Annotated in this window: 15 protein-coding genes and 1 pseudogene; 6 read left to right on the top strand and 10 right to left on the bottom strand. The window is 64.9% G+C overall.

Annotated features, from left to right (window positions below; genetic code table 11):
- Positions 1 to 37: 37 nt before the first annotated feature.
- Together ACNQPL_RS03270 and ACNQPL_RS03265 are read left to right on the top strand one after the other, a co-directional pair.
- Positions 38 to 1,159: pseudogene (locus ACNQPL_RS03270) on the top strand (HAMP domain-containing protein); the annotation flags it as partial.
- A 144-nt stretch (positions 1,160 to 1,303) separates the two neighbouring features.
- A complete protein-coding gene (locus ACNQPL_RS03265; RefSeq protein ID WP_416466033.1) occupies positions 1,304 to 2,017 on the top strand; it encodes a methyl-accepting chemotaxis protein in 714 nt (237 codons plus the stop codon).
- A gap of 50 nt (positions 2,018 to 2,067) precedes the next feature.
- Here ACNQPL_RS03265 and ACNQPL_RS03260 read toward each other — a convergent pair whose 3' ends face one another.
- Positions 2,068 to 2,844 (bottom strand): TatD family hydrolase, encoded by a 777-nt coding sequence (locus ACNQPL_RS03260; protein ID WP_416465869.1) that lies wholly within the window; start codon positions 2,842 to 2,844, stop codon positions 2,068 to 2,070.
- Between the two features lie 2 nt (positions 2,845 to 2,846).
- Positions 2,847 to 3,842: a catabolite repressor/activator gene (cra, locus tag ACNQPL_RS03255; RefSeq protein WP_346614950.1), complete on the bottom strand. Its 996-nt coding sequence runs from the start codon at positions 3,840 to 3,842 to the stop codon at positions 2,847 to 2,849.
- 297 nt (positions 3,843 to 4,139) lie between these two features.
- Here cra and ptsP point away from each other — a divergent pair, with 297 nt between their 5' ends.
- Genes ptsP through ACNQPL_RS03240 form a run of 3 tightly spaced genes read left to right on the top strand, consistent with a single transcriptional unit; the run spans position 4,140 to position 9,676 of the window.
- Complete coding sequence (ptsP, locus tag ACNQPL_RS03250) at positions 4,140 to 6,992, top strand: phosphoenolpyruvate--protein phosphotransferase (RefSeq protein WP_416465867.1); 2,853 nt, start codon at positions 4,140 to 4,142, stop codon at positions 6,990 to 6,992.
- Positions 6,993 to 7,940 carry a 1-phosphofructokinase gene (pfkB, locus tag ACNQPL_RS03245; RefSeq protein ID WP_346614952.1) on the top strand — a complete coding sequence of 316 codons (948 nt, stop codon included), beginning with the start codon at positions 6,993 to 6,995 and terminating at the stop codon, positions 7,938 to 7,940.
- A complete protein-coding gene (locus tag ACNQPL_RS03240; RefSeq protein ID WP_416465865.1) occupies positions 7,937 to 9,676 on the top strand; it encodes a PTS fructose-like transporter subunit IIB in 1,740 nt (579 codons plus the stop codon). The genes pfkB and ACNQPL_RS03240 overlap by 4 nt, the downstream gene beginning before the upstream one ends.
- Before the next feature lie 129 nt (positions 9,677 to 9,805).
- On the opposite strand, the gene ACNQPL_RS03235 is transcribed toward ACNQPL_RS03240, so the two are convergent.
- Positions 9,806 to 10,027 carry a DUF3820 family protein gene (locus tag ACNQPL_RS03235; protein WP_346614968.1) on the bottom strand — a complete coding sequence of 74 codons (222 nt, stop codon included), beginning with the start codon at positions 10,025 to 10,027 and terminating at the stop codon, positions 9,806 to 9,808.
- 200 nt (positions 10,028 to 10,227) lie between these two features.
- Here ACNQPL_RS03235 and ACNQPL_RS03230 point away from each other — a divergent pair, with 200 nt between their 5' ends.
- Positions 10,228 to 10,704, top strand: a complete 477-nt coding sequence (locus tag ACNQPL_RS03230) for a ferritin-like domain-containing protein (RefSeq protein ID WP_346614954.1) — start codon at positions 10,228 to 10,230, stop codon at positions 10,702 to 10,704.
- Here the strand turns inward: ACNQPL_RS03230 and ACNQPL_RS03225 are convergent.
- The 7 genes from ACNQPL_RS03225 to ACNQPL_RS03195 form a co-directional block, all read right to left on the bottom strand.
- A complete protein-coding gene (locus ACNQPL_RS03225; RefSeq protein ID WP_416465863.1) occupies positions 10,701 to 12,197 on the bottom strand; it encodes a diguanylate cyclase in 1,497 nt (498 codons plus the stop codon). The two genes, ACNQPL_RS03230 and ACNQPL_RS03225, sit on opposite strands and share 4 nt — an antisense overlap.
- A 170-nt stretch (positions 12,198 to 12,367) precedes the next feature.
- On the bottom strand, positions 12,368 to 13,702 hold the full coding sequence (locus ACNQPL_RS03220) for an OprD family porin (protein ID WP_416465861.1): 1,335 nt from the start codon (positions 13,700 to 13,702) through the stop codon (positions 12,368 to 12,370).
- Between the two features lie 204 nt (positions 13,703 to 13,906).
- Positions 13,907 to 14,128: a hypothetical protein gene (locus ACNQPL_RS03215; RefSeq protein ID WP_346614957.1), complete on the bottom strand. Its 222-nt coding sequence runs from the start codon at positions 14,126 to 14,128 to the stop codon at positions 13,907 to 13,909.
- A gap of 131 nt (positions 14,129 to 14,259) precedes the next feature.
- Positions 14,260 to 15,672 carry a heavy metal sensor histidine kinase gene (locus tag ACNQPL_RS03210; protein ID WP_416465859.1) on the bottom strand — a complete coding sequence of 471 codons (1,413 nt, stop codon included), beginning with the start codon at positions 15,670 to 15,672 and terminating at the stop codon, positions 14,260 to 14,262.
- Entirely contained in the window at positions 15,647 to 16,321 is a 675-nt protein-coding gene (locus ACNQPL_RS03205; RefSeq protein WP_346614959.1) for a heavy metal response regulator transcription factor, read from the bottom strand. Before ACNQPL_RS03205 ends, ACNQPL_RS03210 begins: the two co-directional genes overlap by 26 nt.
- A gap of 9 nt (positions 16,322 to 16,330) precedes the next feature.
- Positions 16,331 to 19,423 (bottom strand): multidrug efflux RND transporter permease subunit, encoded by a 3,093-nt coding sequence (locus tag ACNQPL_RS03200; RefSeq protein ID WP_416465857.1) that lies wholly within the window; start codon positions 19,421 to 19,423, stop codon positions 16,331 to 16,333.
- Entirely contained in the window at positions 19,420 to 20,583 is a 1,164-nt protein-coding gene (locus ACNQPL_RS03195) for an efflux RND transporter periplasmic adaptor subunit (protein ID WP_416465855.1), read from the bottom strand. The genes ACNQPL_RS03200 and ACNQPL_RS03195 overlap by 4 nt, the downstream gene beginning before the upstream one ends.
- Positions 20,584 to 21,051: the final 468 nt, after the last annotated feature.

Genomic DNA, 21,051 nt, shown 5'->3' with positions numbered 1-21,051 from the left:
GCCAGTGAAGCGTCTGCTCTACCCGGCCATTGCACTGATGAACCGGCTGAGCTTCGGCCAGAAGTTCAGCCTCATCAGCGTCCTGTTTTTCCTGCCCATGCTGGTCACCAGCAGCTACCTGATGCGCGACGCGTACCAGCAGTACCAGGCCACCCGTGCCGAGTTGCAGGGCATCGACCCGCTCAAGGCCAGCCTGGGATTGCGGGCAGACCTGGAAACCCTCGGCAACCTCCTGCAGATCAACGCCGTGCTCGGTCAGTCGGGCCAGGCCGGTGACCTGGAAGCTCGCATTGCCACGCTGCAGGGCAAGGCCCAGGCGCAGTTGCAGGCATTGCAAGGCCATGACTCCGTACCCCAGGCCAAACTCGACGAACTGGCTGCAGCCTTCGCCATCGCCGAGGCCGAATCGTCCTTGCAGAACAAGGTCGCCCTGGTCGAGCAGTTGCTGACTCAAGCCCAGGTGCTGAACAAGCTGATCGCGAGCCAATCCGGTTTGAGCCAGGACAGCCAGGCTTCGCTGCGCCAGCTGAGCGAGTTGCTGGGCACTGCCACAGCCCAGGTCACCCAGGCCTTGGGCGAGGGCCGGGCGATGGGCGCGATTGCGCTGGGCAGAGGCTTCATCGACTCGTCCGGTAGCGCCCGCTTCGAAGACTTGCTGCAACGGCTTGAACGGTTGGCAGCAGACTATGGGCTACGTGTGGATGACGCCCTGGCCAGTGATGCCGGCCTCAGAAAAAGCCTGGCTGATGTGGCCGAGGCAAGCAGGCGTTCAGTCAAGCAAGCGGCTGCGTTATTTGAAGAGCAGGTGGTGGTCGCGCAAACCCTGGATGCGCCTTGGCCGGAATTTTATCAACAGGCCAGCGCGTTGATCGCCGACACTTATCGATTGAATGAGGCGATCGTTGCGTATCTGCAAGAGCAATTGCAGGCGCGCCTGGCCCAGCAACACCTGCGCATGCTCGCTTTGGGTGCAGTGCTGGCGGGCGTATTTGCGCTGATTCTCTACTTGTATGGCGGCTTCTACGTATCAACCCGGACGACTTTGCGCAGGCTGAGTGGCGCGATGGACAAGGTGGCGGCGGGTGACATGACCGTCAGCTTCCAGGCCCACAGCCGCGACGAACTCGGCGAACTGGCCCAAGGCTTCAGTGAAACCGTACGCCGTATCCGTAGCCTGATCGACCAGGTCGGCCACACCGTGGTGGCAGTCGAGGAGCAGGCCGGTCAAGTGCTGGCGGTGTCGGCGCGCAGCAATCAGGCCGTCAGCGGCCAGCGCGAACAGATCGAACAGGTCGCCACGGCGATGAACCAGATGAGCGCCACCGCGCAGGAAGTGGCGCGCAGCGCCGCCTTGGCCGCCGATGGCGCGCAGCAGGTCAATCGCGAGAGCGCCAATGGCCGCACGCTGGTGGAAAGCCAGCAAGGCAGCATCGGCCGCCTGGCCGCAGAAATCGACCAGACCGTGCTGGCGATCAATCAGCTGGCAGATGACAGCCGGGCGATTGGCCAGGTACTGGAGGTGATCCGCAGCATCGCCGAGCAGACCAACCTGCTGGCGCTCAATGCCGCCATCGAGGCGGCGCGGGCCGGTGAGCAAGGGCGTGGATTTGCCGTGGTCGCCGACGAAGTGCGTACCCTGGCCAGGCGCACCCAGGATTCCACCGCGCAGATCGCGCTGATGATCCAGCGCTTGCAGGACGGCGTCGGCGCGGCGGTACGGGCCATGGGCAGTAGCCATCAGATGGCCGCCGGTACGGTTGATGAAGCGCGGAAGGTGCAGCAGGCGCTGGGCAACATCCTGGGTGCGGTCGAAGGCATCGTCGAACAGAACCAGCAGATCGCTGCAGCGGTCGAGCAGCAGACGGCGGTGGCCCATGACATCGACCAGAACATAGTCGCGATCAACCGGGCAGCGCAGGACACGACCCAAGGGGCTTGCCAGACCGAGGATGCCAGCCGGGCATTGTCGGGGCAGGTGGTGGAGTTGAAGCGGTTGATCGGGGCGTTCAGGGTTTAGTCAGGCATTGAGAAATGTGGGCGCGGGCTTGAGCCGCGAAGAGGCCCGCCCTACCAACCAAACAACTCACAGGCATTTTTGCTAGTGGCCTCAGCCAACAGTTCCGCCTCGATGCCGATCACCTCGGCCAGTGCCTGGGCGATCTCGGGCAGATGCTCGGGGCTGTTGCGCTCGCCGGCAAACATCACCGGCGCCATGTCCGGTGAATCGGTCTCCAGCACGATGCTTTCCAGCGGCAAGCGCGGCAGGGTCTTGCGCAAGCGCAAGGCTTGCGGCCATGTCCCTGCACCGCCAAGGCCAAGGCGAAAACCGAGCTTGATGTACTCCCGCGCTTCTTCATAACTGCCGGCGAAGGCGTGAATGATCCCCGCCCTTGCCGGCTTGTAGCGCTTGAGCGTGGCAATCACCTGCGCATGGCTGCGGCGCACGTGCAGCAGGGCGGGCAGGTCGAAATCACAGGCCATCTGCAACTGTGCTTCGAACAGCGCTTGCTGGCGCTGCTTGTCCAGCGTTTCGACATAGTAGTCAAGGCCGAACTCGCCCACGGCGCACAACCGCGGGTCACCGCGCAGGCGTTCGAGCCACTCGCGCAAGTGCACCAGGTGCTCGGGGCGATGCTTTTCCAGGTAGATCGGGTGCAGCCCCAGCGCGGCATGAATGCGCGCATCGCTGCAGGCCAGGTCCCAGACCCGCTGGAAGTTCGCCTGATACACACCCAACACCACCATACGCTCCACCCCGCGCGCCGCCGCGTTGGCCATTAGGCGCGGGCGGTCGGCGTCGAAGTCGGGGAAGTCCAGGTGGGTGTGGGTGTCGATCAGGCGCATGTTCAGGCCGCTGGAATGCGTTGCTTGAAGGTGCGACCGATGGCGTGCACGCCGGGTTCGTAGCGCTTGTCTTCGATCGCGGCCAGGGCCAGTTCCAGGGCCGTAGCGGCGATCAGGCCGTGTTGCTGGGCCATGGCGTTCACCGGCAGCGGCAGGAAGTCCAGCAACTGGTTGTCACCGAAGGTGCCCAACTGCAGCTGGCGAGAATCGGCCGGGCGCGCTTGCAGTGTGTCGAACACACCCTGCAGCAGCACGTAGGACGTGGTCACCAGGGCATCCGGCAGGCCGCCCAGTTCGTCGATCAGTTGCTGCATCAGGCGCTGGCCGCACTCGCGGCTGAACGCCTCGCCCTGATAACGGCGGACATCGCCGGCGAACCCTTGCACCGCTTCGTCAAAACCACCGGCGCGGGCCTGGCTGACCGACAGTTCGGGGCGCGCACCGATCAGGGCGATGCTCCGTGGTGCGGTGGCCAGCAGGCTGTCGGCCAACTGGCGGCTGGCATCGCGGTCGTCGCTGATGACCGAACAGAAATGGGCCGGGTTCAAGCGCCGGTCGATGGCGATCACCGGCAAGCCGTTGTCCTGCAGCTCACGGTAGCTGTCATCCTCTGGTGGCAGGCAGCTGGCGACGAACAGGGCATCGCAACGACGGGCACGGAACAGCTGCTGCAACTTGCGCTCACTGTCGGGCTGGTCATCGCTGCTGGCGATCAGCAACTGATAGCCACGGGCGCGGGCGCCTTGTTCCAGTTGCTTGGCGATGCGTGCGTAGCTGGGGTTCTCCAGATCCGGGAGAATGAAGCCCAATGTGCGCGTGTGCCGGCTGCGCAGGCCCGCCGCTTGCGGGTTGGGCGTGAAGCCATGGGCCTCGACCACCGCACGCACGCGCTCGACGGTGCTGTTGCTGATGCGCTGCTGTTCGGCCTTGCCATTGATGACGTAACTGGCAGTGGTCACGGACACACCGGCCAGACGGGCGATATCGCTGAGTTTCACCGAATTTTCCTTGTTATTACCGGGGCTGGCTGTACAACCAGACCACGTAGTTTGACCCGGGCTGGCCGCCACGCGCAGACGACCATTGTCGCAATTGTCCGACAGGATGGGGCTTTTTCCCCGGAAGATTATCGAGTAACGTGGCCGCTTGGTCAGATTAAACGTTTCAGCTATTAATTTTTCTGCCTCGACGGCCGTTTGTGCAAGGCCGTTGAACTGGCTGAATACGTGAATTTCACAACAATACCTCAGTACCCGGCGCAAAAGCGCAAACCGGGGCTGCAAAAGGAGAAGGTCATGCTCGAGCTCGCCAATGAGCAGATAGCCATGGGCCAGACGGCCGCCGACAAGGCCGAGGCATTGCGCCTGCTGGCCGACCGACTGGTTGCCGACGGCCTGGTTGCCGAGGGGTATCTGCAAGGTTTGCAGGCGCGCGAGGCGCAAGGCTCGACGTTCCTTGGCCAGGGCATCGCCATCCCCCACGGCACCCCGCAGACCCGCGACCTGGTTTATGCCACGGGCGTGCGCTTGTTGCAGTTCCCCGACGGTGTGGACTGGGGCGACGGCCAGATCGTCTACCTGGCCATCGGTATTGCCGCACGCTCCGACGAACACTTGCGCCTGCTGCAGTTGCTGACCCGCGCCCTCGGTGAGACCGACCTGGCCGAGGCCCTGCGCCGCGCTAGCTCCGCCGAAGCGCTGCTGAAACTGCTTCAAGGCGCGCCCCAGGCGCTGGCGCTCGATGCCCAGCTGGTAGGCCTGAACCTGCCCGCCGAAGATTTCGACGAGCTCGCCTGGCGCGGTGCCCGGCTGTTGCAGCGGGCCGGTTGCGTCGACAGTGGTTTTGCTGCCGTGCTGCAACAGGCCGAGCCACTGCCCTTGGGCGAAGGCTTGTGGTGGCTGCACAGTGAGCGCCAGGTTCGTCAGCCTGGCCTGGCTTTCATCACCCCGCAGCAGCCGCTGCGTTATCGCGACCAGCCCCTCAACGGCCTGTTCTGCCTGGCCAGCCTCGGTGCCGCCCACCAGGCGCTGTTGGAGCGCCTGTGCGAAGTGCTGATCGAAGGGCGCGGGCAGACGCTCTACCAGGCCACCAGCAGCCGTGCCGTCCTTGAAGTGCTGGGTGGTGAGGCCGCTCCCGACTGGCCCAGCGTGCGCATCGTGCTGGCCAACCCGCATGGCCTGCATGCCCGCCCGGCGAAGATTCTTGCGCAGCTCGCCAAAGGTTTTGCGGGCGAGATCCGCATACGCGTGCTGGACAGCGCGCAGCCGGCAGTCTCGGTCAAGAGCCTCAGCAAGCTGCTGAGCCTGGGTGCACGCCGTGGCCAGGAACTGGAACTGCTCGCCGAGCCTGCTATTGCCAGCGATGCCCTGCCGGCCTTGCTGGCAGCCATCGAACAAGGCCTGGGTGAGGAAATCGAACCCTTGCCGAAAACCGCTGCGCCGGTTGCCGCCACGCCTGTCGAGGTGCTTCAAGCGCCTGCCGCCGGCAGCCGTATCCAGGCCGTGGCTGCCGCCCCGGGCATTGCCAGTGGGCCGGCGCATGTCAGCGTCGAGCGTGACATCGACTACCCGCTGCGGGGCGAATCGCCGACCCAGGAGCGGCTCAAGCTGCGCCATGCGCTGGAGGCGGTGAACGCCGAGCTGCAGGCCTTGGTGCAGCGCAGCGACAAGGCCATCGGCGAGATTTTCGTCACCCATCAGGAAATGCTCGCCGACCCGGCGCTGGCCGACGACGTCGAGCTGCGCCTGGCCCAGGGCGAGAGCGCTGCGGCCGCGTGGATGGCCGTCATCGAGGCGGCAGCGCGCCAGCAGGAAGCGCTGCACGATGCGCTGCTTGCCGAGCGTGCTGCCGACCTGCGCGATATCGGCCGCCGGGTGCTGGCGCAGCTGTGCGGTGTGCAGGCCCAGGCCGAGCCCGAGCAACCTTACGTGCTGGTGATGGGCGAGGTCGGGCCTTCCGATGTCGCCCGGCTTGATCCGGCGCGGGTCGCCGGTATCGTCACCGCTTATGGCGGCGCCACGGCGCACAGCGCGATCGTCGCGCGGGCCCTGGGCATTCCCGCGGTGGTCGGCGCTGGCGCCGGCATCTTGCTGCTGGCGCCGGGCACGCCACTACTGCTCGACGGCCAGCGGGGTGTGGTCAGCGTTGCGCCAGCGGCGGACGAGTTGCAACGTGCCCTGGCCGAGCGCGACCAGCGCGAACAGCGCCTGCAGGCCGCCTGGGCCCAACGCCACGAACCGGCGGTCAGCCGCGATGGCCATGCCATCGAGGTATTTGCCAACATCGGCGAGAGCAGCGGCATCGACAAGGTGGTGGAGCAGGGCGCCGAAGGCGTCGGCCTGCTGCGCACCGAGCTGATCTTCATGGCCCACCCCCAGGCGCCCGACGTTGCCACCCAGGAAGCCGAGTACCGGCGGGTGCTCGATGGCCTGGGCGGCCGGCCGTTGGTGGTGCGCACCCTCGATGTGGGTGGCGACAAGCCGTTGCCTTACTGGCCGATCGCCGCTGAGGAAAACCCCTTCCTCGGTGTGCGTGGCGTGCGCCTGACCCTGCAACGCCCGCAGATCATGGAAGACCAGTTGCGCGCCCTGCTGCGCGCCGCCGATCAACGGCCTTTGCGGATCATGTTCCCCATGGTCGGCCAAGTGCATGAATGGCGGGAGGCGCGGGCAATGGTCGAGCGCCTGCGCGAGGAAATCCCGGTCGCCGACCTGCAACTCGGCATCATGGTCGAAGTGCCGTCCGCCGCCTTGCTGGCGCCGCAGCTGGCCCGCGAAGTGGACTTCTTCAGCATCGGCACCAACGACCTGACCCAGTACACCCTGGCCATCGACCGTGGCCACCCGAGCCTGTCGGCCCAGGCCGACGGCCTGCACCCGGCGGTGCTGAACCTGATCGACATGACCGTGCGCGCCGCCCATGCTGAGGGCAAGTGGGTGGGCGTGTGCGGTGAACTGGCCGCCGACCCGCAGGCGGTGGCGGTGCTGCTGGGCCTGGATGTCGATGAACTCAGCGTGGCTGCCCGCAGCATTGCCGAAGTCAAAGCCCTGGTGCGCCAGGCCGAATATCAGACGGCCCGCGCCCTGGCGCGCGAGGCCCTGCAACAGGACAGTGCCGCGGCGGTTCGCGCGCTGGTGGAGCGTTACTGAATGGCCAAGATCCTTACCCTGACCCTGAACCCGGCGCTGGACATCACCGTCAGCCTCGACGCCCTGCGCCCTGGGCACGTCAACCGTGCCCAGGAGCAGCACAGCCATGCCGCAGGCAAGGGCTTGAATGTCGCCCAGGTGCTGGCCGACCTAGGGCATGAGGTGACCGTCGCCGGCTTCCTTGGCCAGGACAACCTGCAGCCGTTCGAAGCGCTCATCGCATGGCGCGGCTTTGCCGACTGTTTCGTCCGGGTGCCGGGCGAAACCCGCAGCAATCTCAAACTGGTCGAGGCGGATGGCCGCGTGACCGATATCAACGGGCAAGGCCCAGACGTTGATGAAGCTGGCCGCGCCGCCCTGGAACGCCTGCTGGCGCAGGTAGCCCCCGGGCATGACGCGGTGGTGGTGGCCGGCAGCCTGCCGCGCGGGGTGAGCCCCGAGTGGTTGCGTCAGTTGCTCGGGCAGTTGAAGGCCCAGGGCCTCAAGGTTGCCCTCGACAGCAGTGGCGAGGCCCTGCGTGCCGGCCTGCAGAGTGCCCCTTGGCTGGTCAAGCCGAATACCGAGGAGTTGGGCGAGGTGCTGGGCGTCGCTGTCGACAGCCCAGCCGAGCAACTGGCAGCCGCACAGCAACTGCTGGCCACCGGTGTCGAGCACGTGGTGGTGTCGGCCGGCGAGCAGGGCGTCAGCTGGTTCGCCGCTGCCCAGGCGCTGCACGCCCAGCCGCCGCAGGTGCGGGTCGCCAGTACCGTGGGGGCGGGCGACTCGCTGGTGGCGGGTATGGTCCACGGCCTGCTGCTGGCCGAAGCGCCTGCACAGACCCTGCGCCGCGCCACCGCCATCGCGGCCCAGGCCGTGACCCAGGTCGGCTTCGGTATCCGCGACCGCGAACAATTGGCGCGGCTGGAAGCCGCCGTGCAACTGACAGAACAACAAGAGGGTTGCCGATGAACATTGCCATTGTCACCGCCTGCCCCAACGGCCAGGTGTCCAGCGTGCTGAGTGCCCGCCTGCTGGCGGCTGCGGCCCAGCGCCGTGGCTGGAGCACGAGCGTGGAAGTGCAGGATGCCGAGCATCCCGAACGGCAGCTGACGCCCGCGCAGATCGCCGATGCCGACTGGGTGCTGGTGATCAGCACCGGCCCGGTGGATCTGGCCCGTTTTGCCGGCAAGCGCCTGTACCAGAGCACTCCGTCGCAAGCGCTGGCCGACCGTGAAGGCTTCCTCGACGAGGCAGCTGCCAAGGCCCAGGTACAGGCAGATACCGATCTTGCCGAGCCGCCGCTGGCCACGGCTGGGGTCAAGGTCGTCGCGGTCACCGCATGCCCGACCGGCGTCGCACACACGTTCATGGCCGCCGAGGCCTTGCAGCAGGCTGCGCAACAGCTGGGCTACCAGCTCACTGTCGAGACCCAAGGCTCTGTGGGCGCCCGCAACCCGCTGTCGGCCCAGGCCATCGCCGAAGCCGACGTGGTGCTGCTGGCGGCCGATATCGAAGTGCCCACTGCCCGTTTTGCCGGCAAGCGCATTTATCGCTGCGGCACCGGCATCGCCCTCAAGCAGGCGCGTGCCACGCTGGACAAGGCCCTGGCCGAGGCCAAGGTGGAAAGTGCAGCTGATACTGCGGCCGCAGGCAGCGCTGGCAAGCCCGAGAAGGCCGGTGTCTACAAACATCTGCTGACCGGCGTTTCGTTCATGTTGCCGATGGTGGTGGCGGGCGGCTTGCTGATCGCCTTGTCGTTCGTATTCGGTATCGAAGCCTACAAGGAGCCGGGCACCTTGCCGGCCGCGCTGATGCAGATCGGCGGGGAGGCGGCATTCAAGCTGATGGTGCCGCTGCTGGCCGGTTACATCGCGTGGTCCATCGCCGACCGCCCGGGCCTGGCCCCGGGCATGATCGGCGGCCTGCTGGCCAGCACCCTGGGTGCTGGCTTCATCGGCGGTATCGTCGCGGGTTTTCTGGCAGGCTACAGCGCCAAGACGATCGCCCGCTGGGCGCGCTTGCCGAGCAGCCTCGAAGCACTCAAGCCGATCCTGATCATTCCGCTGCTGGCCAGCCTGTTCACGGGCCTTGTGATGATCTACGTGGTTGGCCAGCCGGTGGCGGCCATGCTCGTAGGCCTCACCCAGTTTCTCGACAGCATGGGTACGACCAACGCCATCCTTCTCGGGCTGCTGTTGGGCGGCATGATGTGCGTTGACCTGGGCGGGCCGATCAACAAGGCGGCCTATGCGTTTTCGGTCGGGCTGCTGGCATCATCGAGCTACGCGCCGATGGCGGCGACCATGGCTGCGGGTATGGTGCCGCCAATCGGCCTGGGTATCGCCACCTTCCTGGCCCGCCGCAAGTTCGCCCAGAGCGAGCGCGAGGCAGGCAAGGCGGCATTGGCGCTGGGGCTGTGCTTTATCTCGGAAGGGGCAATCCCGTTCGCCGCAAAAGACCCGCTGCGGGTGATCCCGGCGAGTATCGCCGGTGGCGCGTTGACCGGCGCGCTGTCGATGTATTTCGGCTGCAAGCTGATGGCGCCGCATGGCGGGCTGTTCGTGCTGTTGATACCCAACGCCATCAACCATGCGTTGCTGTACCTGCTGGCGATCGTCGCGGGCAGCCTGGTGACGGCTGTGGTGTATGCGGTTATCAAGAAGAGTGAGCAGGTCGAGCTGGCGGTGGCGCCGGTCAAGGGCTGAAGCAATCTGGAGGTATCACCGGCCTCATCGCCGGCAAGCCGGCTCCCACACAGTCCCCCACTGTTCTCCAGGCACGTGGCGTACCTGTGGGGGCCGGCTTGCCGGCGATAGAGCCGAAACAGGTGCCCGCTATCGCCCATGCTTGCGCCGTAACGGCACCAGCAAATCTCCCAGCCCGTTGTGATCCACTTCGTGCATCAAGGCCAACAACCCACCCAGCTCACCCGCCGGGAATCCCTTGCGGGCGAACCACGCCAGGTAGTCACCCGGCAGGTCGGCAATGATCCGTCCCTGATACTTGCCAAAGGGCATGGTGCGGATGACCAAGAGTTCGAGTGTTTCCGGTTTCATCGGCAGCGCCTGGCAATGGAAGTGCGCCGACCATACTGCAATCTGCACGAGCGCCCAAGCGGCAATCATGCAGAACACCGTTTTCCGACCTTGCGCTATTACTCGTAAGCAGTTGTTTTATAAGCATTATTTTTAATTTCAGAATTTGGCACGAAGGCTGCTCCTGTTTACATGACTATCACCTGCCAAGGAGTTTCGCCATGAGCAACCCCAACAAAGACGTGATCGACGTACTCAACGACCTGATCGAGTACAGCAAGGACGGCGAGAAGGGTTTCAAGGCCTCGGCCGATGACGTGAAAAACCCTGAGCTGAAAGCGTTCTTCGTGCAGCGTGCCGGCGAATGCGCCAATGCTGCAGGCGAACTGCAGAGTGAAGTGCGTCGCCTGGGCGGCGACCCGGAAACCTCCACCAGCATCAGCGGTGACCTGCACCGTGGCTGGGTCAACCTCAAGTCGATGGTTACCGGCAAGGACGAAGAAGCGGTGCTCAACGAAGTCGAGCGCGGTGAGGACCATGCCCTCAAAGCCTACAAGGAAGCCCGTGAGAAACTGGTCAAGCTGGGCCGCTCGGTGTCTGACCCGAGCTATGCAGTGGTAGAGAAACAGCTGCAAGGCGTACAACGCAACCATGACCAGGTGAAGGCACTGCGCAACGCCGCACGCGCCCGCTCCTAGTCAGCAGAGCCCTCTACCCGGTTGCGGCCATTGGCCTTGGCCCGGTAGAGGGCTTCGTCCGCGGCACCCAGCACCGTCGCCAGGTCGTGTTGGGTGCCAGGGATGTAGACGCCAATGCCGATACTCACGGTGACCGACCGGGCATCATCGGCAAATGGCGCCAGGTCCTCCACACTGGCACGAATACGCTCCGCCAGCAGTAGCGCGCCGGCCGCTTCAGTCTCCGGCAATATCACCTGAAACTCCTCCCCACCGTAGCGTGCTGCCAGGTCCGCCGGGCGACGTATGCAGTGTTCGATTGCCTTGGCCACTTCGCGCAACGCGTGGTCACCGCCAGCGTGGCCATGGCGCTGGTTGAACGCCTTGAAATGATCGATATCCACCATCAGTACCGCCAAGGGCTTGCGGTTGCGTTGCGCGCGCGCCCATTCCAGGCGCAGTACGTGGTCGAGCCGACGGCGGTTGGCCAGCCCGGTCAGGCTGTCGGTGGCGGCCAGGGTAGCGAGGCCCTGTTCCGCTTCCTGGCGGCGGCGCAGTTCGCGGCCCAGCAGCAGGCTCAGCCAGAGAATGCCGATGCACAGCACGCCTGTGGCTACGCTGACCAGAATCGCCGTGCGCCGCCAGGACTCGAACACTTCATCGGCGGAGTGGACCACCATCACGATCAGCGGCAGGTCGGCAACGCGGGAAAACGTATATATGCGCTGGGTTCTGCTGTTGCTCGAACGCGCGGTGAAGCTGCCGCTGTGCTCGCTGAGGATGCGCTTGAAATTCGGCCGCTCGCTGTAGTTGCTGCCGATCATCGGGTCTTGTGCGCGCGACGGTTGGCGGGCGAGCAACTGGCCACTGGTGTTGAACAGGTTGATGCTGCTCTCCTGGCCGATGTCCAGGCGTTGAAACAGCTCGCTGAAGTAGGACAACCGCAATGCGCCTGCGGCCAGCCCGGCGAATTCGCCGTTGGCGCCGGAGATACGCCGGCTGAAGCTGATGCACCAGTCCAGGTCGCCAAGCCTGGCCCTGAACGGCGGGCCGACCAGCAGGCCGAGGTTGGGGTTGTGCAGGTGGGCCTGGAATACCCCGGTGTCAGCGAAGTTGGCCTTGCGCGGCACGCTACTGGTGGAGTCGCCCACCACGTCACCTTGCTTGTCGAGCCACAGCACGTCGCCGCGCTTCTTGTCCACGAAGGCCTCATTGAACAAAAGGCGCTGGCGCAATGGGCCGGGTATTTCCGGCAGTTCCTTGCGCCCGACCGCCCAGATCAAACCCTGCAGGGACTGATCGTAAAGTTCGGCATTGCGCAAGATATCGCTTTCGATCAGCTGGACGATGTTGTTCGAAGCGCGGATGGCCGACTGCTCGACACTGTCGCGCTCGCGTGCCAGCAGGTAGCTGACGATCGCCACGATAGCGAGCACGGCAAGGCAACTGCCCAGGTTGAGGATCAGCTCGGGGTGCGACCTGTAGAGTGCGAGACGCGGTAATCGAGTGGGCATGCGCGCTACTGCTGAGGCAGGGCCATTTGCGGCGGGCGACATTCTAGGGAAGTGGTGATTGTCGGACAAGATTTGTCCGACGGAATCGCGCTGATCGCAGGCCGCCGCTGGCCCGGTGGGCGCTGGCGTGCCGGCGAAACGGGGGCAAAGCCCCCGCCTGCGATCTCAGATCAGAACACGTTCAACGGGTAATCGACGATCACCCGCAGTTCGTCGTTGTCGCTGTTACTGTCGATCGACGCATAGCCCTGGCTGCCACGGTGGGCGGCGTAGCGCACCAGCACCGACAAGTCCTTGAAGTCGCCTTCCTGGAACACGTACTTCACGTCCAGGTCACGCTCCCAGTGTGTGGCGTTCTTGCCATCGGCGCGGTAGTAGTCGTAGTGGGTGTTGTTCTGGTCGGCCTTGGTCAGGTCCGCCTCGCCGCGCGAGTACGACACGGTGGTGCTCAAGCCCGGTACGCCGACACCGGCGAAGTTGTACTCGTACTGCAGCTTCCACGAACGTTCGTTGGGTGCGTTGAAGTCCGAGTACATGCGCGAGTTGTCCAGGTACACGCTGTCGCCCAGGTTGATGTAATCGAACGGCGTGTCGCCGTTGACGCGCTGGTAGGCGGCGGTGACGCTGTGATAACCGGCGTTGACGGTGAAGTGCAGGCTGTAGGTGTTGTTGTCGATCTTGCCCAGCAGCGCCTGGCCGGTGTCCTGGGTATGGTAGAAGTGCACGCCCGGGTTCAGGCTGACCATGTCGTTGACCACGTAGGTGTAGTCGAAGTCAGCGTAATACTGGTTCCAGATGTCCTTCAGCTCGGCGGCGTACAGGTTGGTGGTGATGTTCTCGGTACCGCTCCACGACGCGCCCGCCCAGTTCAGGTGCTTGCTCTTGTCGTGTTCATCCAGCGACCCGTAATAGGTGTCGATACGGCGGTGGCCACTCTGGTTGTACGGCTTGGTGAAACTCACCTGGCCGCCTTCGAGCAGCAGGCCATCGACGCTGGTATTGGTCAGGCTCACGCCGCGGAAGGTCTGCGGCAGCATGCGGGTTTCACCGCCGGCGATCACCGGGTTGGTGAGGAACAGGTCACCGGCCTTGAGCTCGGTGTCGAACGCCTTGAGCTTGACCGCTGCGCCAGCAGTGGAGAACGAGTGCGGGGCCGCGCCCAGTTCACCGTCATCTTTAATATGCTCGGGCAGAATGCTGGTGCCGGCATAGCCACCACCGCCGTCGAGCTTCAGGCCCAGCATGGCATGGGCATCGAGCCCAAAGCCGACCACGCCTGGCGTGTAGCCGGACTCGAAACGCGCAACCGCACCCTGGCCCCACTCGCGCTTGTCGCGCACGCCAGCGTTGAGGTTGTTGCGGTTGAAGTAGGCATTGCGCAAATGCAGGTTGAAGGATGAGCCTTCGATGAAGCCATCAGCCTTGTCTTCATCTGCCTGGGCGGCGAAGGGCATCGTTGCAGTCAATGCAATGAACAACGGGGTAAAACGAAACGCGGAAGGCACCGGTACTAGCTCCTTTGGTCTGACGGTGTGGCAGTTTTTATTTTTGAATGTGCAACTTTCTTGTTAGAGACGTAACGGCCGGGCTGATCGTTAAAGCACATAAAAAAAGCCGCTGATTGGCAGCGGCTTTAAAAGGCTAACATATCGGCACCGGTGGTGCCCATGGCATAGCCGAGGGAAAACGGGAGCGGTAGCGGCGCGCGATCAGCTGTCGGCATTAACGTCGCTGGAGACTTTCGAAGCGGTCTGTTCTGCGTCTTTGCCTGCGTCGGCCTGGTGCGCGACGGCCTCGCGGGCTTCCTGGTGAACAGCTGCAAGTTCTGCATTACGGGCAACGAAAGCCGGGGATTCTTCGGCCATGGCCAGGGGCGACAACAACAGGGAAGACAGAACGAAAACGCTGGCAATACCCATACTGTTGGACATTTGAAACTACCTTCTTGCGCAGGCAAGTGCTAATGAGGACAGGGCTAAAGTTAGTCCCTTCAGCGCCTGGGAAACAGCACCCGGCGCGATAAGCACTGTTGCGCAAAAGGTAACGATTGTGGGGAAATTACTCAGGCTTTTGCCGCTAACCTGCGTGCTTGAGCGTTCGGCAGGCGAATACCGAACGTGTTGGCACCCGCTTCGCTGCGTACAAACACCTCCCCGCCATGCATCAACGCAATCGCCTTGACGATCGCCAAGCCCAACCCATGGTTACTGCCGCCATTATTGCTGCGCGCGGCATCGACCCGATAGAACCGCTCGAACAGCAGCGGCAGGTGCTGGTCATCGATCGCCGGCCCTGGGTTGCTCACGGCAATGCTCACCTGCTCCGGTCCATTGTCGATATGCACCCGGATCATCTGGTTCGGCGCCGTGTGCTGCACGGCGTTGTTCAGCAGGTTGATCAGCGCACGGCGCAGCTGGGCTTTCTCGATGGGGGCCTGGGCATCGCCGCTGACGCTGACGCTGACCTGGGCGTCTTCGAGGATGTAGTCGAGGTAGTCGAGGGTGGTGGCTACTTCTTCAGCCAGTGATGCCTGGGTCAGGGCGGTGGCCTTGCTGCCTTGGTCGGCGCTGGCGAGGAACAGCATGTCGTTGATGATGCTGCGCAGGCGCTCCAGTTCTTCCAGGTTCGACTGCAGTACTTCGAAATAGTGTTCGGCGCTGCGGCCACGGGTGAGGGCGACCTGGGTCTGGCCGATCAGGTTGGTCAGCGGCGAGCGCAGTTCGTGGGCGACGTCGGCGTTGAAGGCTTCCAAACGCGAATAGGCGTGGCTGACCCGGTCCAGCGCGGCATTGAAGGCGCCGGCGAACTGCGCCAGTTCCGGTGCCAGGTCGACGGTCTGCAAGCGGCCGTTCAGGCGTGGCGGGGCCAGGGCCTGAGCTTCATCGGACAGCGCCCGCAGCGGGCGCAGGCCGATGCGGGCTACCCAGTAGCCAAGGATCGAGGCCAGCAGGACGCCGAGCGCTGCCAGGCCGACGATGGCTACCAGCAGGCTGTGTTGGGCCTGCCAGAAGGTTTCGGTGTCGATGGCGATCAGAAACCGCAGCGCCGGGCGTTCGCCCAGGGCCGGCAGCTCGCTGACCAGCACCTTGTAGGGGTACAGGTGGTCGGGCAGGTGCAGGTCGCGCATGCCCGGCGGGCCTTCGGCAAAGGCGCGCACCAGTTCGCTGGGGCGGCCGTATTCGAAGGCGGGGTTGCTGCCGACCACCCAGAAGCGGATGCGCTTGTCTTCTTCGCTGAGCAGGTTGAGCTTGTTGCTGACCTTCGCCCAGTGTTCGGCCGTGCCAAAGCGGTTGAGGGTGGATTCGAGCACGCTGTAGCGCGCATCCAGCTCGGCCGCCGGCAGCAGGTCGAGGCTGCGGTCGACCTGGCGGTACAGCGCTGAGCCGATCAGCAGGAACACGCCCAGCGCTACCAGGATGAACAGCGCCGACAGGCGCAGTGCGATGGAGTTAACCGGCACGGTTTTCCAGGACATAGCCCATGCCTCGGATGGTATGCAGCAGCTTGTTGTCGAACGGCCCGTCGAGCTTGGCGCGCAGGCGCTTGATCGCCACTTCGACGACATTGGCGTCGCTGTCGAAATTGATGTCCCAGACCAGCTCGGCGATGGCCGTCTTCGAAAGGATTTCGCCCTGGCGCCGGGCCAGCACGCTGAGCAGCGAGAACTCCTTGGCGGTCAGCTCCAGGCGCTGGCCGGCGCGGCTGGCCTTGCGCGCCATCAGGTCGATCCACAGGTCGCCCACCTGCACCTGCAGCGGCTCATGGCTGCTGCTGCGGCGGGTCAGGGCCTGCAGCCGGGCGACCAGTTCGAGGAAGGAGAACGGCTTGCCCAGGTAGTCGTCGGCGCCTTCGCGCAGGCCGTGGATGCGGTCTTCGACGCGCTCGCGGGCGGTGAGCATGATCACCGGCGTCTGCTTGCGGGCGCGCAGCGCGCGCAGCACGCCATAACCATCCAGCCCCGGCAGCATCACATCGAGCACGATCACCGCGTAGTCGCCTTCCAGCGCCAGGTGCAGGCCGTCGATGCCGTCGCGCGCGAGGTCGACGGTAAAGCCCTGCTCGCTCAGGCCGCGATGCAGATAGTCGGCGGTTTTCTCTTCGTCTTCGATGATCAGCACGCGCATGGTCTTGTCTCAGTGGGTACTTGGCGCTGCCGCCGGTGCGGGCTGGCGGCGGTGGAACAGGCGCTCCAGGGCCAAGTATATGACCGGGGTGGTGAACAGCGTCAGGGCCTGGCTCACCAGCAGTCCGCCGACCACCGCGATGCCCAACGGCTGGCGCAGCTCAGAGCCGGTGCCGAAGCCGAACATCAGCGGCACCGCGCCCAGCAGTGCCGCCAGGGTGGTCATGATGATCGGGCGGAAGCGCACCAGGCACGCCTGGCGGATCGCCTGCTCGGGCGTCATGCCGTGGTGGCGCTGGGCTTCGAGGGCGAAGTCGATCAGCAGGATGCCGTTTTTCTTGACGATGCCGATCAGCAGCACCACGCCGATCAGCCCCATGATGCTGAAGTCCTGCCCGCTGGCCCAGAGCAGAATGATCGCGCCCAGGCCGGCGGAGGGCAGGGTGGAAATGATGGTCAGCGGGTGGACGAAGCTCTCGTAGAGCACGCCGAGGATGATGTACACCGCCACCAATGCGGCGAGGATCAGGTACGGCTGGCTCGACAGTGAGCTCTGAAACGCTTGTGCGGCGCCCTGGAAGTTGCCCGCTATGGAGTCGGGCATGCCCAGCTCGCGCTGGGTGCGCTCGAGTATCTGCACCGCATCGCCCAGGGCTACGCCGGGGGCCAGGTTGAACGACAGGTTGGCGGCCGGGAACAAGCCATCATGGCTGATCGAAAGCGGCCCGGTGCTGGGCGCCGCGACATGCGCCAAGGCCGACAGCGGCACCATCTCGTTGGTCAGTGGCGAGCGCAGGTAGAAGAAGTTCAGGCTTTCGGCCTTGCCGCGTTGCTGGGCGTCCAGTTCGAGGATGACCTTGTACTGGTTGGTCTCGGTCTGGAATTCGCTGATCTGCCGCTGGCCGAAGGCGTCGTACAGCGCCTGGTCGACGTCGGTGGTGGTCAGGCCGAAGCGCGCCGCAGCCTGGCGGTCGATGTCGATGCGGGTGACGCTGGCGCCCAGTTGCAGGTCGTTGGACAGGTCGCGTAGTGCCGGGTTTTCGCGCAGGCGGTCGGTGAGGCGCTGTGTCCACAGGTTGAGCGCGACGCCGTCGTTGCTCTTGAGCACGTACTGGTACTGGGTGCGCGAGGGGCCGGAGCTGAGGTTGATGTCCTGGCCGGCGCGCATGTAAAGGACGATACCCGGCACCTGGGCGAGCTGCGGGCGAATGCGGTCAATCCATTCGCTTGCCGACACATCCCGTTCGCCGCGTGGTTTCAGCGAGATCCAGAAGCGGCCGTTGGCGATGGTCTGGTTGCTGCCGGTGACCCCGACTGAGTGCGAATAGGCGCGCACGGCAGGGTCGTTGCCGATGATCTTGGCCAACGCCTGGTGCTTCTCGATCATCGACGGGTAGGAAACGTCCGCGGCAGCTTCGCTGGTGCCGAGGATGAAGCCGGTGTCCTGCAGCGGGAAGAAGCCTTTGGGAATGCCGACGTAGCCGGCAACTGCCAGCGCCAGGGTGATGACGAAGACCCCGAGGGTCATGCGCCGGTGGGCCAGTGCGCGGTCCAGGCCTTTTTCGTACCAACGCAGCAGGCGCGGGCCAAAGCCCCCCTCGTGTTCGCCAGGCGGGCGGCGCATGAGCAGTGCCGAAAGGGTCGGGGCCAGCGTCAACGACACCACCACCGAAATCAGGATGGTCGCCGTGGCCGTCAGGGCGAACTCCTTGAACAGCCGGCCGACCACGCCGCCCATGAACAGCAGCGGAATGAACGCGGCGATCAGCGAGAAGCTGATCGACACTACCGTGAAGCCGATTTCGCCGGCGCCCTTGAGTGCTGCCGAGCGGCTGTCGTCGCCGGCCTCCAGGTGGCGGTGGATGTTCTCGACCACCACAATCGCGTCATCCACCACGAAGCCGACTGCGATGACGATGGCCACCAGCGTCAGGTTGTTGAGGCTGAAGCCCATCACGTACATCAGTGCGCAGGTGGCGATCAACGACACGCCCAGCACGCTGGACACGATGAAGGTGGCCGACCACTGGCGCAGGAACAGCGCCATCACGCCAATCACCAGCGCAACGGCGATCATCAGGGTCAGTTCAACCTCGTGCAGGGAGCTGCGGATGGTCTGGGTGCGGTCCTGCAGCACCGACACTTCAACCGAAGCTGGCAGCATCTCCTGCAGGCGCGGCAGGGCGTCGAGCACCCGGTCCACGGTGTCGACGATATTGGCGCCAGGCTGGCGGAAGATCACCAGGTTGAGCCCCGGCTGGTCGCCGGACCAGGCCTTGACGTAGGCATTCTCGGCACCGTTGATCACCTTGGCCACGTCCTTGAGGTGGACCGGCGCGCCATTGCGGTAACTGACGATCAGCTGTGCGTAGTCTTCGGGGTGAAACAACTGGTCGTTGGCGGCGATGGTCGACACGCTGTGCTCGCCATAAAACGCGCCTTTGGCCAGGTTCAGGCTGGTCTGCTGGATGGCCTGGCGCACGTCGGCCAGGGTCAGGCCGATGGCTGCGAGCTTCTCGGGCTGTGCCTGCACCCGTATCGCCGGGCGCAGTTGCCCGGTGATGTTGACCAGGCCGACCCCGTCGATCTGGCTGAGCTGTCGCGCCAGCAGGGTTTCGGCGTAGTCGCTGAGTTCGTTGCCGGGCATCTGCGCCGAGCTGACGGTGAGGATCACCACCGGGCTGTCGGCCGGGTTGACCTTGCGCCAGGTGGGCGGGCTGGGCAAGTCCTGGGGCAGGCGGGCGGTGGCGGTGTTGATCGCCGCCTGGACTTCCTGGGCCGCGGTGTCGATGTTCTTGTCGAGGGTGAACTGCAGGATCAGCGTGGTCGAGCCCAGCGCGCTGCTGCTGGTCATCTGGGTCATGCCGGGGATGGCGCTGAACTGCACCTCAAGCGGTGTGGCCACCGATGAGGCCATGGTCTCGGGGCTGGCGCCAGGCAGTTGCGCGGTCACCTGGATGGTGGGGAAGTCGGCCTCGGGCAGGGGGGCCACCGGCAGGCGCGGGAACGCAATGGCGCCCAGCAGCACCAGGGCGAAGGTCAGCAGCAGGGTGGCAATGGGGTGGTCGATGCACCAGGCCGAAACGCCGTTGCGGGTGTTCATGGCTGGCTCCTGCGGTCGGCCATTTCGGCAGGGGCGGGCGCGTCCGGGGTGATCTCGATTCTGGCGCCGGGCTTGAGCCGCGACTGGCCATCGAGTACCAACTGATCACCGGCCTTGACCCCGGCGACGATGTTCAGCGTGCTGTCCTGGTACAGCACCTTGACCGGCACGCTGGTCACCTTGTCGCCGTCCACGCGGTAGACGAAGTGGCCATCGATGCTGCGCTGCACCACCGTGGGGGGCACCACCAGCGCGTTTTCGTCAACTGCCGTGCGCAAGCGCAGGGTGACCAGTTGCCCTGGCCACAGGCGACCGTCCTTGTTGGCGAACTCGGCCTTGACCCGTACCGTGCCGGTGTTGGCTGAAATCTGGTTGTCGATCAGCGCCAGGTGGCCTTCACCGAGCAGGTTGCGTTCGCCATCGGCGTCCATGTAGGCCTGCACCAGTGCCGGTGTGGGTGCCTTGAGCAGGGTTTGCAGGGTGGGCAGCATCTGCTGCGGCAGGGAGAACTCGACCGCAATCGGGTCGATCTGGGTCACGCTGAACAGGCCTTGGGTATCGCTGGTACGTACCAGGTTACCGGGGTCGATATTGCGGATGCCGACACGCCCGGTGACCGGTGAGCGGATCTGCGTGTAGGAAAGCTGCACTTCGGCATTGGCGATGGCGGCCTGGTTGCCTTTGACCGTGGCCTGCAATTGGTTCACCAGCGCCTGCTGCTGGTCGAGGGTCTGCTTGGATATGCCGTCATCGGTGCTGAGCAGGCGGTAGCGCTTGAGGTCGACCCCGGCCACCTGGATCTGAGCCTGGCTCTGGCCGAGCTGGGCGCGGGCCTGATCGAGGCTGGCACGGATGCTGCGGTCGTCGAGGGTGGCGAGCAGGTCACCTTGCTTGACCCACTGACCTTCCTTGACCAATACCTGTGTCAGTATTCCCTCGACCTGCGGGCGAACCTCGACGCTGTGCAGCGACAGCACCGAGCCGATGGCGCTGGCGAAGCGCGGGACGTCCTGCTCGGCGACACTGACCACGCGCACCGGGATGGCGGCTTGCGCGCGGGGCGCTGGCGCCTGGTGGCGCTGGCCGTACCAGATGGCCAGTGCTACCAGGGCCAGCAGTGCCAGGCCGGCGAGAAGGAGAGAGCGGGAAGGACGTCGCATCGGTGCGGGCACCTTGGCCAGGGGATAGAGAACGGTTGTCGGTACTCAAACTTATAGCCCCCGTACCGGGTCGGCAGCGTGACCGCTGGCTGACAGGGCTGACAGGTTGGTGCCAGTCGAGGTTTTGCGCGCCCGCGCGGCGCTTCGCGAAGCGCTTGCCTTGAGATCTTCAGCGCCCATGAGATCGAGCGCCGCCCGCGCGGCGCTTCGCGAAGCGCATGCCTTGGAATCTTCAGCGCCTTTGAGATCGAGCGCCGCCCGCGCGGCGCTTCGCGGGGCAAGCCCGCTCCCACATTTGTTGCAACGCGCCGTTCCAGTCAGGCCATGGTTGTTCGCTTTGACGCATGACTGAAGACAGGTGAGGCGGCAGCAGTGCCAGCCGAAAAACCTCGTCGGGCCACCAAGGCTGACAACTATGGCCTATCAGGCCATGGCACGTTGCAACAAATGTGGGAGCGGGCTTGCCCC

The sequence above is a fragment of the Pseudomonas sp. LFS044 genome (assembly GCF_047978245.1).
Classification (GTDB): Bacteria; Pseudomonadota; Gammaproteobacteria; order Pseudomonadales; family Pseudomonadaceae; genus Aquipseudomonas.
The sequence above is the reverse complement of the archived record's forward strand: the minus strand, read 5'-3'. Positions and strand labels throughout refer to the sequence as shown.